16 protein-coding genes and 1 pseudogene are annotated in these 18769 nt (G+C 42.6%); 11 read left to right on the plus strand and 6 right to left on the minus strand.

Annotated features, from left to right (window positions below; genetic code table 11):
* Positions 1-145 precede the first annotated feature (145 nt).
* A complete protein-coding gene (infC, locus tag V7K42_RS27995; RefSeq protein ID WP_094329015.1) occupies positions 146-679 on the minus strand; it encodes a translation initiation factor IF-3 in 534 nt (177 codons plus the stop codon).
* A 909-nt stretch (positions 680-1588) separates the two neighbouring features.
* Between infC and V7K42_RS28000 the strand changes: the two genes are divergently transcribed.
* From V7K42_RS28000 to V7K42_RS28015, 4 genes and pseudogenes are all read left to right on the plus strand, one after another.
* Positions 1589-3685, plus strand: a complete 2097-nt coding sequence (locus tag V7K42_RS28000) for a hydantoinase/oxoprolinase family protein (protein WP_334920871.1) — start codon at positions 1589-1591, stop codon at positions 3683-3685.
* 4 nt (positions 3686-3689) lie between these two features.
* On the plus strand, positions 3690-5246 hold the full coding sequence (locus tag V7K42_RS28005) for a hydantoinase B/oxoprolinase family protein (RefSeq protein ID WP_334920872.1): 1557 nt from the start codon (positions 3690-3692) through the stop codon (positions 5244-5246).
* A 261-nt stretch (positions 5247-5507) separates the two neighbouring features.
* Positions 5508-5666 carry a hypothetical protein gene (locus tag V7K42_RS28010; protein ID WP_334920873.1) on the plus strand — a complete coding sequence of 53 codons (159 nt, stop codon included), beginning with the start codon at positions 5508-5510 and terminating at the stop codon, positions 5664-5666.
* Between the two features lie 96 nt (positions 5667-5762).
* Positions 5763-5990, plus strand: a pseudogene (locus tag V7K42_RS28015) (ISLre2 family transposase); the annotation flags it as partial.
* Positions 5991-6164: 174 nt separating this feature from the next.
* Here the strand turns inward: V7K42_RS28015 and V7K42_RS28020 are convergent.
* A complete protein-coding gene (locus tag V7K42_RS28020; protein WP_334920874.1) occupies positions 6165-6332 on the minus strand; it encodes a hypothetical protein in 168 nt (55 codons plus the stop codon).
* Positions 6333-6534: 202 nt separating this feature from the next.
* Here V7K42_RS28020 and V7K42_RS28025 point away from each other — a divergent pair, with 202 nt between their 5' ends.
* Positions 6535-7809, plus strand: coding sequence for an NAD(P)/FAD-dependent oxidoreductase (locus V7K42_RS28025; RefSeq protein ID WP_334920876.1), 1275 nt, complete (start codon positions 6535-6537; stop codon positions 7807-7809).
* Positions 7810-8155: 346 nt separating this feature from the next.
* On the opposite strand, the gene V7K42_RS28035 is transcribed toward V7K42_RS28025, so the two are convergent.
* A complete protein-coding gene (locus tag V7K42_RS28035; RefSeq protein WP_334920878.1) occupies positions 8156-8704 on the minus strand; it encodes a hypothetical protein in 549 nt (182 codons plus the stop codon).
* 302 nt (positions 8705-9006) lie between these two features.
* Between V7K42_RS28035 and V7K42_RS28040 the strand changes: the two genes are divergently transcribed.
* The 6 genes from V7K42_RS28040 (at position 9007) to V7K42_RS28065 (ending at position 17368) form a co-directional block, all read left to right on the plus strand.
* The gene (locus tag V7K42_RS28040) at positions 9007-9456 is read left to right on the plus strand and encodes a DUF1269 domain-containing protein (RefSeq protein ID WP_334920880.1); all 450 of its coding nucleotides are present in this window, start codon (positions 9007-9009) and stop codon (positions 9454-9456) included.
* Positions 9457-10205: 749 nt separating this feature from the next.
* Positions 10206-11711, plus strand: coding sequence for an NHLP bacteriocin system secretion protein (locus V7K42_RS28045; RefSeq protein WP_334920882.1), 1506 nt, complete (start codon positions 10206-10208; stop codon positions 11709-11711).
* Between the two features lie 24 nt (positions 11712-11735).
* The gene (locus tag V7K42_RS28050) at positions 11736-11912 is read left to right on the plus strand and encodes a hypothetical protein (RefSeq protein ID WP_334920884.1); all 177 of its coding nucleotides are present in this window, start codon (positions 11736-11738) and stop codon (positions 11910-11912) included.
* Positions 11913-11958: 46 nt separating this feature from the next.
* Positions 11959-14199 (plus strand): hypothetical protein, encoded by a 2241-nt coding sequence (locus V7K42_RS28055; protein ID WP_334920886.1) that lies wholly within the window; start codon positions 11959-11961, stop codon positions 14197-14199.
* A gap of 11 nt (positions 14200-14210) precedes the next feature.
* Positions 14211-15515, plus strand: a complete 1305-nt coding sequence (locus V7K42_RS28060; RefSeq protein ID WP_334920888.1) for a hypothetical protein — start codon at positions 14211-14213, stop codon at positions 15513-15515.
* Between the two features lie 158 nt (positions 15516-15673).
* Positions 15674-17368, plus strand: coding sequence for an alpha/beta hydrolase (locus V7K42_RS28065; RefSeq protein ID WP_334920890.1), 1695 nt, complete (start codon positions 15674-15676; stop codon positions 17366-17368).
* A 22-nt stretch (positions 17369-17390) separates the two neighbouring features.
* On the opposite strand, the gene V7K42_RS28070 is transcribed toward V7K42_RS28065, so the two are convergent.
* The 3 genes from V7K42_RS28070 to V7K42_RS29050 form a co-directional block, all read right to left on the minus strand.
* Positions 17391-17651, minus strand: coding sequence for a hypothetical protein (locus tag V7K42_RS28070; protein WP_334920892.1), 261 nt, complete (start codon positions 17649-17651; stop codon positions 17391-17393).
* Positions 17652-17656: 5 nt separating this feature from the next.
* Positions 17657-18334, minus strand: coding sequence for an IS630 family transposase (locus tag V7K42_RS29045; protein WP_442938642.1), 678 nt, complete (start codon positions 18332-18334; stop codon positions 17657-17659).
* On the minus strand, positions 18331-18769 hold a 439-nt coding region (locus V7K42_RS29050; RefSeq protein WP_442938643.1), incomplete at its 5' end, for a helix-turn-helix domain-containing protein. The genes V7K42_RS29045 and V7K42_RS29050, both read right to left, overlap by 4 nt.

Genomic DNA, 18769 nt, shown 5'->3' on the forward strand with positions numbered 1-18769 from the left:
GCAAACTCTATGGCGTGGATGGTGTCGATTAATGGATATGTGCTGGGCTATTGATTTTTCAACCCAATCTTTGAAAAAATGTTGGTAATGACAAGGACTTATAGCCAGGGGTTTTTCAAACTTGGTCTATTCAACAGTTAGAGGATTATTTTTTGGGCGAGATGAGCATCATCATGTTTCGCCCTTCTTTTTTAGGCGCTTGTTGAAGCTCACCATAAGGCTCCAAATCCGTTGCCATTCGCTTGAGCAATTCTTCTGCTAAATCGCTGTGTTGAATTTCTCGACCCCGGAACATCACAGTCGCTTTGACTTTATCGCCATCTTTCAAAAAGCGCTCTGCTTGCTTAACACGCACGTTGTAGTCGTGTTCTTCTATTTTGTAGCGCATCTTAACTTCTTTGACATCAGCCGTGTGCTGCTTTTTCCGGGCTTCCCGCGCCTTTTTCTCCTGTTCAAACTTATATTTCCCGTAGTCCATAATCCGACAAACTGGCGGGTCAGCTTTGTCACTTATAAGCACTAAATCTAACTCTTTTTCTTCTGCTAGTTGTAGTGCTTCTTGTGGGGGCATAATTCCCAGTTGGGCACCGTCAGTATCAATTACCCGAATTTTCGGGAAGCGAATTCGTTCGTTAATTTGGGGCAGATCGCGAGTTCTTTTCTTCTCAATCACAGGCATTATGATTTGTGGGAGATCTTAATGAAGGATTTGGTGTAGTCTTGATTAGTATGCCTCAAAGGCAAAATACGGACATAACTCAGGACTGAAAACGTAGTCTACAGTTCTAGAGTAACTAATCCATAAAATAGTTGCCTCGTTGTATTTGTCATTCTACTAACTCTGAGAGAATTTCTCTGCAATAGTTAATCTAAATTACACAACCTAGACTCATGTTAAATATTATTACAATTTTTGAGCAATACTTTTGGCGATCGCATTGAGCAATATCATCTCTCAAAATGGATGAGTAGTTTCAACTCACCCTCTGGTGCGAACATGCACGTCAGCCACTTCCAGCCTTAAATCCTAACGATAAGAAAAAGGGAGTCTATGAATTAGACGGGAGCAATGCGATTTTGTGAGGTGAGTAAGCAGGGGAGGCAGGGGGGAGAGAAATAATTTAAGTATATTTTTTAGCTTTTTAGTAGTAAAACATACTAATTTTTTTCTTTGCTCCCCCTGCTCCCCCTGCTGCCCCTGCTCATTAGATGATGATCTCACTTTTTCGCGTTGCTCCCGAATTAGACTTACCGCGTGAGTGGTTCACCAAGGCAATCCCCAATCTCAGAATTTTGACCGGAACCCTGAGTCTAGTCTTATCTGTAGCAGGTTCAACAACTAAATTTATACTGGATGATCGGGAGCATCCCAAATGTGCAAGTTTAATTTACATAGGGAATTATGACTTACCCCGGAGGATAGAAAACGAATCGCAAAGGACACATAGACGCGGAGCGGCTTCCCGCAGGGGTAGGACACAAAGGGAAGACGATTTAAAAGGGTTTTTGCGTCAGTTCCGTATATTTTTGCTAAATTGGGATGCTCCCGGATGATACGACCGACAAAGCCAATACAGGAAACAGAATCATGTTGAAAGTTTTTGCTGATAGAGGTGGTACATTCACAGATATTGTTGCCGTTACTAATAATCAGGTAATTATAGACAGACTCTCAAGATATCCTGAACGTTTTTTAATTGTTTCTCTGCCTAATCAGCAATGGATTATAGTTTATAAACTGCTTTCAGAAAATCCCGAACAATATCAAGATGCAGCTATTCAAGGTATCCGAGATATTATAGGTATTTCCGACAACGAACCCATTCCTAATGAAGCAATAGAAGTTATAAAAATGGGGACAACAGTAGCAACAAATGCACTGTTAGAACGGAAAGGAGACAGAGTTGTTCTTATCGTCACCAAAGGGTTTAAAGATGCGCTGCGAATTGGCTACCAAAACCGTCCTAACATCTTTGACCGTCAGATAATTTTACCAACTATGCTTTATGAACAGGTAGTTGAGATTAACGAACGTTATGATGCTCATGGAAATGAATTAATTCCTGTAGATATAAAACAAGTAAAAAAGGAACTACAAGAATTTTTCAAAATAGGAATTCGGAGTTGCGCTATTGTTTTTATGCACAGCGATCGCTATCCTAATCACGAACAACAAATATCCCAAATTGCCCAAGCAATCGGTTTTACACAAATATCTGTATCTCATCAAGTTAGTCCTTTAATGAAATTAGTCAGCCGAGGAGATACAACAGTAGTCGATGCTTATTTAACTCCGATTCTCCGCCGCTATGTAAACCAGATAGCGAGTCAGTTACCTGGAGTAAAATTAATGTTTATGAAATCTGATGGGGGTTTAGTCTCAGCCCAACAATTTCAAGGCAAAGATAGTATTTTAAGTGGCCCGGCTGGCGGTATTGTCGGCGCAGTTCAGACTAGTAAAAGAGCAGGTTTTGAATCAGTTATCACCTTTGATATGGGAGGAACAAGTACAGATGTCGCCCACTTTAAAGGAGAATATGAACGACAACTAGATTCGGAAATTGCTGGGGCGCGGATGCGGGTTCCCGTATTAGCAATTAATACCATTGCTGCTGGAGGCGGTTCAGTTCTCTTTTTTGATGGTTATAGTTATCATGTCGGCCCTCAATCTGCTGGTTCTAATCCTGGGCCTGCTTGTTATCGACGTGGTGGCCCATTAACAGTTACTGATGCCAATGTAATGTTAGGCAAAATTCACCCACAATATTTTCCCTCAGTTTTTGGAATTGATGGCAATTTACCTTTAGATAAAGATACTGTCATTGAGCAATTGACCCAATTAGCCCAAGATATTCAAGGCGCGACATTAAATCATTGTACTCCCGAACAGGTGGCGGCTGGATTTATTGCGATCGCAGTAGAAAACATGGCGAACGCAATTAAAAAAATTAGTCTGCAACGAGGTTATGATGTCAGCCAATATGTGCTTTGTTGTTTTGGCGGCGCAGGTGGACAAGTTGCTTGTTTAATTGCCGATACCTTGGGAATGAAAAAGATATTTCTTCACCCTTATGCTGGTGTTCTCTCTGCTTATGGAATGGGATTAGCTGATGTCAGAGCGATTAGAGAAGGCGGAGTAGAACAGCCTTTAACTCAAGAATTAATCCCTAAGTTACAGCATTTAATGGAATATTTAGAAACTAAAGCTAGAAATGAAATAGATGAGTTGCCTAGTCAAATAGAAACAGTCCGAAAAGTTAACTTGAAATATGAAGGAACTAACTCTAGTTTAAGCGTTAATTTTGCTGGTGATTGGGTATTAATGCAACAAGAGTTTGAGATTAAACATCAATCGCGTTATGGTTTTATTCAATTAGAAAAAATTTTAATTGTGGAATCAGTCTCAGTCGAAGTAATTCAGAAAATGGATACTCCTGAAGAACCTTTCATTATTCGGACTCGCCCTTTAGCTGAAGCTCCTATATCTGTTGAGACAGTAAGGATGTATAGTACTGATAAATGGCATGATACCCCTGTCTATCGACGGGAAGATTTACAACCAGAAGATAGGATTAATGGGCCTGCGATCGTTGTCGAAAAAATTAGCACTATCGTAGTTGAACCTAACTGGCAAGTGAGATTAACTGAACGTAATCATTTAATTTTACAACTTATAAAAAAATAAAAAAATGTCCGCAACATCTCAACCCGATCCTGTCCGTTTAGAAATATTCAAAAATCTCTATCAGTTTATCGCCGAACAAATGGGTATTGTGTTACAAAATACAGCTACATCTGTGAATATCAAAGAAAGGCTAGATTTCTCATGTGCTATTTTTGACTCATCAGGATTGTTAGTAGCAAATGCTCCCCACATTCCTGTACATTTAGGTTCGATGAGTGAAAGTGTTCGCAGTTTAATTAACGATAAAAGTGACACCCTAAAACCAGGAAATGTTTATCTATCTAATAACCCCTATAACGGCGGAACTCACCTTCCTGATGTCACTGCAATTACTCCTGTTTTTCTAGAGAATTGTGAAAATACTTCATTCCCCACTCCCCTATTTTTTGTTGCTTCTCGCGGACACCAAGCAGATATCGGTGGAAGTACCCCCGGTTCAATGCCTCCCCACAGTACCACAGTAGAAGAAGAAGGAATTTTATTTGATAATTTTCTCTTGGTTGAAGAGGGAACTTTCCGAGAAATTGCAGTAAGACAGCACCTATCAAATCATACTTATCCTGCGCGTAACCCTGACCAAAATATTGCTGATTTGAAGGCCCAAATTGCCGCAAATGAACGGGGAGGACAAGAACTTTATAAAATGGTTTTGCAATATGGTATCGAGACGGTTCAAGCATATATGAACTTTGTACAAGCTAATGCTGAGGAGTCTGTCAGAAAAACTATCAACCTTCTCAAGGATGGCTCATTTATTTATGAAATGGATAATGGAGCAATAATTAAAGTAAAAGTTACAATTCATCAAGAAAGCCGCAGTGCAACTATTGATTTTACTGGAACTTCTCAACAACTAAATAGTAATTTTAATGCTCCTAAAGCTGTAACTCAAGCAGCAGTCTTATATGTCTTTCGGACTTTGGTTGATGATAATATTCCTCTCAATGCTGGGTGTCTTAACCCATTAGAAATTATTATTCCAGTTGGCTGTATGCTGAATCCAACTTATCCAGCAGCAGTGGTAGCGGGTAATGTCGAAACTTCTCAAACCATTGTTGATGCTTTATATGGCGCTTTGGGTGTTATGGCTGCTTCTCAAGGGACGATGAATAATTTCACTTTTGGGAATGAGCAATATCAATATTATGAAACTATCTGCGGCGGTTCTGGAGCAGGAATTAATTTTGATGGAACTGATGGCGTTCATTCTCACATGACTAACTCCCGCTTGACCGATCCTGAAGTTTTAGAAACTCGTTATCCTGTACTTTTAGAAAGCTTTAGTCTTCGTCCCGACAGCGGTGGTAAAGGAAAATATTCTGGTGGTAATGGAGTTGTTCGCCGCATCCGTTTTTTAGAACCCATGACAGCTAATATTCTCTCTGGACATCGGGTTATCCCTCCCTTTGGATTAAATGGTGGGGAAGCCGGAATTGTCGGACGCAATTGGATACAACGTCAGAATGGAATTGAAGAGAATTTAGACAGCACAGCAACAGTAGAAATGAAACCTGGGGATGTTTTTGTGATAGAAACTCCTGGAGGAGGAGGCTTTGGGTAATTCGTAAATATCCCTCTTCTGTCACTCTCCGAAAACATTTGCCATTTCCGAATTCTAGAGCTTTTGTATAGCAACCGATTGCGCGATTCTTTTCTAATAACAAATACAAGACCTATTTTTTTCTAATAGTATAGCTTGTATTGATTGCCTCATGAGGCTTCTAGCGATCGCCCTCCCGGAGAGTGACAGAAGAGGGTTATAGCGGTTATCAGTCCAGTGCAGTACACTAGAAGAGAGCAATTGTACTGATAACTGGTCGCTATGAAAGCCTACTCTCTCGACTTGCGTCAGAAAATTGTTGATGCTTATGCCTGCGGTGACATTTCCCAACGAAAACTGGCGAAAAACGTTGGTCTAAGATTAAGAACATTCTCCGTCGCATCGGTGCAAGAACCTATCCTGATTTACTCAAGGCATTAGATGCGGCATTCGCAGAAGTGACGATAGAGAATTTACGCTTGTTGGTTTACTCACTGCTGCTACTGTACTTCAGAAGACTGATAACCGCTATAGAACAAAGTTGCATCTTTAAAACTCCCTCTTGGTAGTGGTGCGGTTGAAAGTTTAATTCGTCAAGTCGTTAATTTACGTATGAAAGGTAATAGTAAATTCTGGTTAAAAAATAATGCAGAAATTATGTTGCATCAACGCTCGCAATGGATAGCTGGAAGTTGGGATAATTTTAGCAATTCTATTTTTAATTCGTTTATCAAACCCAAAATCCTTGATGAATTTTATACTTAAATTCCTTATTTAAGTGATTTTATAGTGTAATTGATACCAAGTATCAAAGACTGATTGCAGATATTTTTGGAAATAATCGTCAAATGACCTGCTAGTAATCTTTTTGAGATATCTCATCAAGATGAATTCTCCTGTGAGACAGGATTTTTAGATGTAAATAAAATCACTCTGTACCTAGATATCATTTTTAGCGTAGGCGCAGCCCACCGAAGGCATCGCACCTTTTTGCCTGACCTCACCAAATCGCGTTGCTCCCCTCATGCTCTTGGTCTTGAACTTGTTCCAATTTGGGATGCTCCCGTTAAGTTGCAGCTTAACTTGCCGATCTGAACTTCTGAGCATTTCCTTAACTGGCTAAATAGTAATAGGACGGAGATGCCCCCACTCACAAAACCGTCCTATACGTCCACGGCTACGTTGATTACTTTTTCAACACAGAGCTAGCCGAGCACTACAACGCAGAAGGATTCGATTTTTATGGCATCGATATGCCCATATTTGGGCGATCGCTTCTGCCCCACCAGTCTCCAAACTTCGTGCGATCATGAATGAACCCAAATTCCCAACCGTAATTTTAGGTGCAGGTTTCGTAGGGCTGTTCACCGCTTTACATCTCAGCCATCATCGTTACAACGCTCCAGTTGTTCTGGTTGATAAAAACGATCGCTTCTGCTTCAAGCCACTGCTATATGAGTATCTCAGTGGTGAGATGTCATCTAACCAGGTAGTGCCTGCTTATAATATCTTACTAAAGGGTAGTAATGTTGGTTTTGTACAAGGAACAATACAATCTGTTGACTTACAGCAACAGCAAGTTCAGCTAGTTGATGGCACAGAGTATCAATACGAAAATTTAGTGTTGGCGTTGGGGAGTGTTCCTGCTTTCTTTGCAGAAGGCGCAAGGGAAAATGCTTTGTCGTTTCAGTTGCAAGCAGATGTCGATGCCCTTAAAAACCAGCTTCAGACCTGTTTAAAGCAAGCGGTTGAATCGGATGAGCCAGCAAAACGAAGCCGTTTACTAACAGTGGTGATCGTTGGCGGCGGTCCCGCAGGAGTAGAACTGGCAATGACGCTGGGCGATCTACTGCCAAACTGGTATGAAGCGATGGGTGGCTTAGTCAGTGAATTGCGAATTGTATTAGTCAGCCGGGGAGATATTCTCAAAGGCGATATTAACAGCCATCTGGGAGAAGTGGTAAAACAATCGATGCAGGAGCGAACCGTTCCTATAGAGCTTTTGATTGGAGCCTCCGTTACCGCGATTTGTCCAAATGCGATCGAGTTTGTGCAAAATAACCAAGCCGAACGACTAGAGGCGGAAACGATTATTTGGACTGGCGGAACCAATGTCAATCCATTGATTAAAGAGTTGGTGATCACACAGGAGCATCGCACCAAACAGGGACAATTACACGTTATGCCAACACTGCAACTTCCGGATTACCCCCAGGTATTTGCAGCTGGTGATTGTGCGGCGATCATCGATCCTGATAATCCGGGTATAACCCTGCCAGCAACAGCTCAGGTTGCCTATCAGCAAGGAAGAGTGATCGCTCACAATATCATCGCGCGATCGCGAAACCATCATTTAAACCCCTGTCATGTCGCCTTACGAGGAACCTTGATGAAACTGGGTTTGGGCACTGGAGTCGCCAATCTGTTTGACAAATACCAGATTGGCGGTGCAAGAGGACATCGCATTCGTCATTTGACCTATCTGGAACTGCTTCCTACACCGCTCCATAACATTGTTGTGACTCGCGAGTGGATCAGAGAAAAAATTTTTCATCTTCATGCTGAACAATCTCTAAGAAGTTAGGGGCGTATCTAGCGGTTAGGGGAGGAAAAGGTGGAATTAAGAAAAAGATGATCAAAGCGTCCATTGACCCAAGCCAAACGCAGATGTAACAAATGGTTAAATCCGTCTTCACTCCACCACATCCCAACACCTGTTGATTAAATCTCTGCGTAAATCTTCCATTTGCAAGCACTTTCGACCATGCCACTCCCCAAAGGTAAATTCATAGATTTGAATAAACCATAATTAATGTGTTGTTCATGAGCTTGAAAATAAGCGTAAACATTTCGGAGAGTTTTCATCACAATAGGTAGGTTTGGAGCGGTACTGTGTGGCTACGGCTAAGTCTGCTAAAACTTTTTCCTGTTCACCATGACGCAGTTGATGCCGAAGTTGCACGGGACCAACTACGAGCTTTAGTAGTACGACCATCTAACAGAGTCGCCGCCGCCTGCCATAAATGTTGAGCGGTATGATAAAAATCTAAAATTGCGACACTCTTTCCAGAGAAACATTCTTGAAATAACCCCCGTCCGCCATCACTAATCCAAACAACTTGGCAAAGTCTTGAGCCGCAACGTAATGCTTCAAGCCACAAACGAGGTTTGAAAGCATTGATATCTCCCAACACCGCGACCAATCGACGGTGATGTAATTGAGAATATTGTTTCCCTGTACGACTATGACGATAGCCCAAGCGATCTAAAATTACGACTTTAATTTCACGCCACACAGTTTTTCCTTTTGGAGTTAGAGGTTGTTGACGGAACGGAACCATTACCCCATCTGCACCAATAATCAACGGCATTGATTCAGTATCGGATGGTAACACTTCTCGGATTGGTTCTACTCCAGAGTTCAGTAAAACCAGTTCTTGTTCTAAGTAGTCACAAGCCTTTTTTCCGGCTGACTGCACCCAATTCTACAGTGCCGCAGTACTTAATTTAACACCCGTCAATTTCTCTAATAGAGTACAAGCGGTTTCAAATGGCACAAATACTGTTAGCAGGCATCCCATTTGCATTAATTCAAGACTTGTTTGTTGGTAGGCAAGTGCCCAATGGGGCTTTCCAAGAAATAAATTATCCATTTGTGGGATGGGCATCTTGCCCGTCACCAATATTAGGACGGGCAAAATGCCCATCCCACAAGAAAATTTGGGATATTTTTTTATTTGGAAGTCCCCAATGCACTCTCATTAGGAAATAGAACAAAATTATGAGCGAATTAGTTGTAGTCAGTTTTGATGGCAAATTTAAGGCAGATGAAGTTCTCTTGAACTTACTCAAGCTTGAACAAGAATACTTGCTCACTTTGGAAGATGCCATTGTCGTTATTAAAGACGCGAAAGGCAACATTAAAGTCAAGCCGACGATCAATCTGGTTGCACCAGGAAGTTTAAAGCAGGAGCCTTGGGGTGGACTTTTCAGTGCTGTGCTATTTCATCAACAATTAAGCCTTTCTACAGGAGTGATTGATGATAATTTTGTGCAAAAAATTGAACAAGCAATGAAATTCAACTCATCAACTATTTTTTTGCTAGTTGACTATGGTGTTTTAAATGAGATTTTGGCAGCTTTGCCAAAAATAGGCGGGAAATTGATCCGAAAGAATCTCTCCAAAGAAGATGAAAACAAATTGCGAGCATCTTTGAGTACTGCTGTCTAGACATTTATCCGACCCACTTTTCAGACCTGTGGACGATGCCTGAAACACTCATTATTACGTTATTTTTTGAAAGTTTGTGATCTACTGATTAAAAATTCTTCAAATGAATCCCCACTACTAATAAATTCTTTCATGACGAGCAGTAATGCGCTGAAAATTTTGACTATTACTGCTGTATTAGTGGGAGTAATTACTCAGGGCAAACGCATCTAAAGTACTCTTGATCACGACCAAGATTAAGACCCAACGAAAAATCAGTATTTCTGGCTTGATTTATTTTCCAAGGCTCAAAGCGATCGCTAAAATTTTTGTCAATAAGTAGGGGTTAATGAGATTATTTTTGAGTCTATTGAGAATAAACTAGTCTTATTGACATGATGCGGCCGCCCTGATCGCTCTCCTCTTAAAAACTTTTTGGTTTACTGGTAATGCTCTCCTCGACCCTACCCCCCATATTGCAGCTTTTTGGAAATTTTGATGCGTTTGCCCTGCTTAAGTTGCGGCTTAACAGTTTGATCGCTCCTACCCCAAACTTGAATGACAGATAAGATTAGAAACAATCAACTCTAGTGTAATTCGATAGGAACCCAGGGCAAACGCATCTAAATTCTGTAAACTTTATCCAGCAAGGATTTTACATTTTAGCAACAAAACTAAATAATCGCTCAAATCTTTGTCCGGTAAGAATTATAAAAATAATGTGCGTTTGCTTTAGATAGGAACCAGTTTCCCGCAAAGGAGGCTAAGATATGGAATCGCCTAATACATCAAGCAAGGTACAAATACTTGCTCAACAGGATGGACAGAACCCAGAAGCACCAGCAGTACTTCTAGATAAAGACAAACCTAAAACTCAGCCTAATCATCCCGAAACGGGACTTCAAGAACTAAACACAGTTGAAAAGAACCGAGAAATTTGGCTGCGGTTACTTCCGATTGAAGTGTTGTTAATCGCCTTTACCCTATGGGGAGTTTTCGGTAAAATTCCCAATCGGGCTGAAGGGCGGGCAGGTATTTTGATTCCTCGCTCTAGCGTTGCTATTCAACCGCGTGAAGGGGGTCGTGTATTAGCGTTGAATATTCAACCGGGTGATTCTGTGAAGAAAGGGCAAGTATTAGCAACGATGGAGTTTCCTGAACTGGAGACAGAATTGCAAGACAAACGCGATCGCCTTGCAGATCTCAAGGCACAAGACCACCAAATTGGTTCGGTTCAAACGAATCGTAGTCAACTCAATTCAAGCGCTGTAGCACAGAAGCGTCAGGCAAATTTGGGTCAGATTGAATCGCTGCGGGTGCAATTGGCAAGCAATCAGAGCCAGCGAGAAGCGTACCTCGACCACCTCAAATACCTGCATGGCTTTAAAGCGTCTACTGATGAGAGACTGTCCGCTTACAACAAACTGGCATTAGAGGGCGCTGTGCCTCGAATTGGCTTTCAGCCCTATTTCTTTCAATTCAGTCAACAAGAAGTTGCCAACTCAGTAAACCAGAGGCAAGTGGCACTTGATCGCCTCAAGGGAGAAGATGAGAGCTTGAGGGCACAAATGCAAGCATTGATGGCGATGAATGAGGGACTGACAACCGAGAAGCGCAGCATAGATCTTCAGGATACCGTCACTGATGTCGTTCGGTATAATGGGATCGCCGACCAACAACGAGACATCAACACCTTACGAGCCAAAATTCGTGCCAATAGCCAGGTAGTCAGTTTTTACAACGGTAAAGTGGAGGAAATTTCTGTCAATTCAGGTGAAGTAGTACCTCCTGGTAGTCGCATCGGTAGGTTGACAGTCAATAACCCCAATGCCAAAGTGAATGTGGTGGCGCTGTTCAAAGTGGGTGATGCAAAGCGGTTAGCACCAGGAATGGAAGTAGAAGTGATTCCCGATCTGTACGATCGCGAACGCTATGGTGGCATCGTTGCAAAAGTCGTCGAAGTGGCTCAAAAGCCAGTCATCGCGTCTGAATTGTCCAATTTGGTGGGCAGTCAAGATTTGGCGGAGAAGCTATTATTGGGACGCGATAAGGACGATCGCGATAAGCCCCAACCTATAAACACCAGTGTGACAAAGGTCATCCTGGAACTACAAATCGATCCTCATACTCCTAGTGGTTTCAAGTGGACTGAAGGCAAGGGAGCGCCCAGAGCTGTTACAGACGGGACAACCGCCGATGTGAAGGCTGTGATTGAGGAACGATCATTATTCAGCTACTTAACTCCCGCTTTTCGTTGGATTACAGGAGTGTACTGAGACTAGTTTTTTGGAGCAGATGCTATGCAAAATTCTAAAAGACGAGCAAAATGGTGGGTTTGGTGGCTGAAGTGGTGGGTAATTGCAGCCGCGATCGTGTTTACCTTGATGGTCTTTAGCGAACCGCCCCAGCTTTGGTTCTGGTTGGTTACATTTTTTGCTCTGCTTCTATACTCTGTGGAACGTGCAATCAATGGGTAAATTGTTTTTTTAATTAACCTTAGCGTTTAGAGGAGACGCAACTTCCTTGGACACTCAACACTCATTGATCATCAAACAGGGATTGAAATTTTCTCTGGGTGCCGCCCTATTAGGTAGCTTCTTCTGGCATCGGGCAGATTTATTGGATAATTATGTTTATCCCATTTTCGGTTATGTATCTGTCCTGATTGAACCCGCAGCCGGAGGTGCAATTATTGCGGGTTTGGGACGGGTCGGTGGCAGCGCCTTGGGCGGATTCATCGCCGCTGTCCTGCTAAATTCATTTGGGATCTATGGCTCAGGTTTGTTTATTATTCCGCCGATTACTTTTATCTTATCCGCCTTAATCTGTGAAACCTATAAGTGGCAGGCAGCATATTCTCAAGCGACATTGCTGGGAACGCTAATTGCCATGAGAATGGTTGGGACATCAAACCAGCAAGATATATGGCTCTATCTAAAATCGCGTTTGATTGATAACTCGATTGGCGTTTCTGTAGGAATTGCCGTAGCCCTGCTCTTTTGGCGACAGGATACTCGCACTGAATTAAACAAGCACTTAAAACAGTTTTTGCAAGCTGTACCCCGGTTATTTCAAGGCATCGTCAGTCAGTATGCCATGCCTTCCCAGTTGGAGAATACAGGAAATAATCATTATCCAGTTCTCCCTGCCTTCATACCGCCGTCCTCTCTGCTTAACCAGCTAACAAAAACCACACAAGCCAGCCTGACGACTTTGACAAAAGCAGCGTCTGAATTTCAGAGTCAGACACTAACTGAGGAGAATTGGAGTGCAATTTTGACAAGTCAAAGTCAACTTTCTCGACAGTTAACAGATATGCTGATTCTTGCTAACCAGGATGAGCAGGCGTTAGCGTCCCAGTTCAGAGTTGAATTAAGTCAGTTTGCTCGGCATCTAACAGAAACTTGCGATCGCTTAAGTGTGATCGCCAATATATCCGATAAGTTTAATTACGATCTCTCAGAACTAGAGCAAGACTTAGCCATTATTAAAGATAAACTCAATCACCTGCGTTCTACCGGAGAAATTAATCAATACAGCACCTCAGAAAGCTTGCGATTCTTTCAATTGCTCCAGCTTCTCATCCAGTTCACACAGGAGTTGCGATCGCTCCAAAATCGACTGTTCGATAAAGTGGAGGTTGCTGCAAGCCATCAGCGAAGGAGACTCCTGACCTTTCCCAAGCGTACTTCTATACCCATGAAGCGCGTAATCGAAATTGTTGGCATGGGCATGGCAATTGGGATGGTGCTCGCAATAATTCACCATATCGATTTCCCCTATCCTTCTGCCTATCAGAATACGGCTTCCACTATTATTGTTGGCACAATTACAATGCTGGTTCAGCCAACGCGGGGACGGGCGATCGCTCTCAGTTTGGCTGCTGTCATTCCTCTCTGGTTGACCCTCTTCTTTATCTATCTCCTGGCTATTTCCTTTGGCTATAATCCCATCACCAGCAGTTTGGTTTATTTTTTCATTTATGTCTGCTGTGCTGTGCTGGGATTTACCCCAGTTGCTCGTGTGGGTGCCATTGTTGCAGCAAATGCGATCACCAAAGATATCTTTCCTTTCTTTTATCAAGGGCTGGCGGCGGCGGTAATTGCCATTCCCTGTGGTGTGGCGATCGCATTCTTGATTACAACGGTGTTCATGGGCGGCTCTGCTTCAAATGAATTAGAAAAGAGTTTTTCTCAAACCTTTAAGCAACTCGGACAGTTGTATCAATCCCTTTTAACGACCTATCTTCAGGGTGCTACGCCATCGCCAGAAATCACTCGACTCAAAGCAGTGATTTCAAAGACCATTGCTCAACATCCAATGGGTTTAAAGATTGCTGGTCTTGAGCAGGGTTCCGGTGGGTTGGCAACAAAGCATGAAAATCTTTGGAACTTCTTGCTGAGTTACGAACAAAAGCTCTTTGCCCAACTGGGAACGTTGGAAGATGAATTGCAACAACCCATGCCCGATGCAATCCGGCAGCAGTATTTATCAGAACTACAGGCGATCGCGCAGCAAACAGTAAATGCGTTTAACCAAATATCGGAAATTATTCCAGCTCCAACGATCCTGCAATCTCCTCAGTTATTTTCCTTAGTACAAGAAATTGAGTCAATTGAACAACAGCTTTTGAACCTAAGGGTTGAAAGCCGAAGCTATCCGCTTGAACAATTAATCGCTTTCAGTTCAGCTTTTATGACGATGAAAGCGATCGCCGATAATCTCAACCGAATCAGCCAGACATTGCCAACCTATGCCCAGTAGAAAGGAGAGCGATGAAACCTTCATTCTTCAATGGGGTAAACCATTGGATCAATCGAGTATCCACTCACGGATTAGAAGCTGCCTATCAAGCTGCGACAGCGATTAAGGTAATAGAAGACAAACACTTTGATGGCGATCGTATTACATTCGATTCAACTAAAGGCAAAACCATTTCAGACTATTTTCAGACTCAGCTTCAGCAACAATTGCTAAAAGTTAAAAAGGGTTTGGCTGAATTCAGAATAGGTAGTTTCTTGACAAATCATCAAACGCTCATTACAGCTAACGCTAGTACCTCAATTCAGTCTAGAGAAACTGATCCACAGCCAGAAACCGTAGTTTTGGAGAAATTAGCCTTCATTGAATCAATCGTATCTAAGTATCGCCGTCAACCAGATGAATTGGCTGAAGTGGTTCAGACAAAGGTTGTGCCTGATTCCAACTCATCTTCAATGACGCTCAAGCCTGTAAATGAGGTCGTTGCAACCAGTGAATTACCTGCTGAAACATTAGATGAAAGTAATTATCGTCAGAAGCCTCGACTCAGCTCCTTGTTTCAAAATCTAAGAGAACTCCGCAGAGAGTTGAGTCCAGAATATGAACAGCGGGTTGTAACAGAACTACGGGTTCGCCGCAGACAGAATAAAACTGCCATTCGTTGGTTGCTGCTGTTGTTTGTCATTCCTTTAATTGTTCAGATCTGTAGCAAAAATCTGATCTTTACCCCAATTCTCAACCACACATTTGATAAAAATCCATCTCATGTCTTGGTTCGTGATGAATTACAGGAAGAAGCATTAAAGAAATATAGTTTTGCCAAAGAGTTACTAGAAGCCAAGCAACTATTGGGTTTAGCTCCAAAGATGTCGCCGATACAGGAACAGCAAGCTCGGAAGGAAATGGTAGAAGATCTGTATCAGGAAGCGGGATATGAACAACAGAATGGTTTGGCTAATTTATTGGCAGATGTGATTGCTCTGGTAGTGTTCGCTATTCTTGCTTATACCCACCGTAGTCAGTTACTTCTGATTAAAAGTCTATTTAACCGAACTTTTCAGAGTTTCAGCGATCCCATTAAGGTGTTTATTTTTATCTTGATTACTGATATGTTTGTAGGTTTTCATTCTGCTGAAGGCTGGGATGTGATTTTGCAAGGTGCATCTCAACACTTTGGGATGCCGGAAAATCACGCAGCGATCGGTTTATTTATCGCCACAGTTCCAGTAGCGATTGACTCTTGCCTCAAATTCTGGATCTTCAGCTATCTAACTGGAAGCTCTCCAGCATCAGTTGCAATTTTAGAAAAGATGAACTAGTAATACCAATTTAAAATTCAAAATTCAAAATAAGAAAGCTAAACATAAGAAGGGTTTTGAAGTGTGTATCTGTCGCATTCTTTTTTCAAATTGGTGTAATCCTAAATTGCGCTTTAAAGTAGCGAGCGCTTCTATTCTGAATCTGATTGAAGGTGAATATGAAATTACTTACCCAAGCTAAATGTATTCATAAGCAGCGAAAAATCATAGCCAATCCTGATAGAAAGCTGCTGGTAAAGTTTGGAGTAGTTCTGGGGGGAATTGTTTCTGCGATCGCATCTGCAATTCCTGCTTGCGGATCCGAACGAATTTCGTTTTACTATGCACCGTTTGGGCAGTTTGATCTGCCTATCGATTCATTAGAAACGTTTGCTAAGAAGGGAAAAATCGACAGTGATTTTGCCTATTATGCCAAGTTTGCAAATCCAGAGGAATTAGCAAGTTTGCGAGACTTATTGCAACGGCGTTTTGATGTCACCCCAACTTTAGTCTCCCAATTTACCTACTCTCCGGTAGGAGAAACGGTAATGAAGCGGTTGGGAAATGATTTTCAAACAGGTTCTCGACAAAATGGGTTTTATGCACTGCGATCGGCATTCATCTTGGCAGCAGCAGACTCTGATGGCTTAACGCTTGTGAATGTGTTGCGGAAATTTCCCAGCCATACGATTTGGTTTAACTTGCCCCGTGTCCGTGGAATCGTTAGCAGTCTGTCAGGAATTTTGAAACAGCGAAATTCTCTGATTGCTGCCATTCAGCAAGATGCAATCGCTGAGGCATTTCAAAGATCCATTGATTTTTCTCAACGCTCTGATTTGCGAAAAGGTGGATCTTTTACTTGGCAAAAAGAAACGCTGAACCTGAACGATCAATCCCGGAATCGTCAACTGCTAGTGGATCTTTACCTACCCCAACCAAAAAATGGAGATGTTAATCCAACCCCGATTCCAGTCATTGTGATTTCCCACGGGATAGCATCCGATCGCCATAGCTTTGCCTATCTGGCAGAGCATCTTGCATCCTATGGATTTGCGGTTGCTGCCATCGAACACCCCGACACCAATGCGAAAAAGTATCAGGATTACTTTTCGGGATTAGCAAGTCCGCCTAGCGCAATGGCAGCAATCGATCGCCCGTTGGATGTGAAATTTTTATTGGATGAACTACAACGTCTTTCTCAATCAGACTCCAGGTTTCGAGGACGGTTGAATCTCGATCAAGTGGGCGCAATCGGTCAATCTCTTGGCGGATATACAGTACTGGCATTGGCGGGTGCTGCCATTAATTTTCAGCAAGTACACAAGGATTGTAGTCCAAATAACTCCCTGAACTTATCGCTGTTGATTCAGTGCAGAGTTGACGAGTTAGCCCCCAAAGACTATTCACTCAAAGACGATCGCATCAAAGCAGTGATTGCCATGAATCCCCTCGATAGTACCGTATTCGGACAGTCGGGATTAGAGCAAATTAAAATTCCGGTGATGTTGGTTTCAGGAAGTGATGATATCTTTGCTCCGGCAGTCCCCGAACAAATTCGCCCCTTTAGCTGGCTAACGGCATCCGATAAATATATGGTGTTAATGGACAAAGCAACTCACTTTTCGCTGCTTAAAACGGATTCAGGACGCGGAGTGCTGCCCGTGCCACCAGAGTTTATTGGCCCCAATCCTGCGATCGCTCACTCTTATGCAAAAGCTCTGAGTGTTGCGTTCTTTGAAACCCACATTGCCAATCAACCAGATTACCGTTTTTACCTGAGTGCTTCTTACGCCAAGTCTATCAGTCAGTCCCCGATAAACCTTGAACTGGTGCGATCGTTTGCATCTACCAATGCCCTGTTAAACAAGAAATAGTGAACAAGGGAAAAGTAAAAAGTTAAAAGGCAAAAGAAAGAAATAAGAAAAAATAGATCCACGACTTCTTAAAGAAGTTGGGGATCTGAACACCCACAACGTAAAGTGGGCGTGGAAATAAATAGACCATTTCAAATGGCGCAAAAGCCGGAAATACAATTCTTTTGACCCCTTCGGGGTTCGCCAGTTGCTTTATGCCGGGGAACCCGTCCACCGCACTGGCTCCCTTTTGACTTCTGCCCATTCCCCTCATTAATCCGAGTAATACTCCCATTTCATCCACAAAAACTAGTGGTCTGTCAATTTTCTATTTGTGGGTAAAGACGCTTGAGACGGATACGAGCATCTGTGGTTGTGAACTGCCAATCTACCGAATGAGTGCAAATGATTGCGCTGAGTGTACCAAGCAGTTGTTTCTTGTTCTAAAGTTTCACAATCGGGAATTCGACGATCTAGGCATTGTCGAGTCATTGCGGACAGTTCGTTTTCAGCGATATTGAGCACCGATTCCATGTTTGGGAGTGTGATGAATTTCCAAACGTTCGACCCTAGACGGGCAGTGGATGGCTCAAATGCAACATAAAGTGAAGAAAGTTTGTGAGTATTTAGCTGGTCACAGACTAAAATGATTTTGTCGCTCTGGGCATAGTCGTTATCGAGTAAGTGCTTAATTTGTGTTGCCCAATCAACTGCCGTTCTGCGTTCACTGACAACTGTCTTGCGCCACCCAGACAACGGTTCTGTAAACATAAAGATATTGGCTGTTCCATTGCGTTCGTATTCGTAATCAACCGACTCTGGTTGTCCAGGTTTGGCAGGCAGAGGAATGCGGGTTTCTTTGACCAATTGTATAGGTTGCTCATCCATGCAAATCACTGGCTGATTGGGGTTATAGGGCAGGTGATAAATCTCTAAAACATCTTCCATGTGAGATACAAATTCGGCATTCTGTTCTGGTGGAATCACATACATCTGTCGCAGATGAGGTTTGAGTTTGTTTTTTTTAGCACTTGGCGCACGGTTTCGTGACTAACTGCTGGCAAAATTTCTAACTCGACCGCCTGGTTGGCGAGTAACCGCAATGTCCAACGCGCCTGACCAGCAGGAGGTTCCCCACAACGCAAGGCGATTAGTTTTGCCTCCATCTCTCCATCTATGATCCGTTGACGAGGCGGCATTTTTCTAGGCTTGCGGTTTAAGGCTGACTCTAGACCACCGTTTACCAATCGCTCCCTTATATTTGCAACTGTGTTACGGTAGCAACTAAAGGCGGTGGCAGCTTCTGAGTCCGTCCATCCCTGTCCATTGACATCAATGTTTAGCAGAATATTGGCGTGCTTAATTTTGTAAGCTGCGGCTTTCCCTGTGGATACCAAATCTTGTAGGGTCTCCCGTTCCTCT

Source organism: Nostoc sp. (genome assembly GCF_036917455.1).
Taxonomy (GTDB): domain Bacteria; phylum Cyanobacteriota; class Cyanobacteriia; order Cyanobacteriales; family Nostocaceae; genus Nostoc.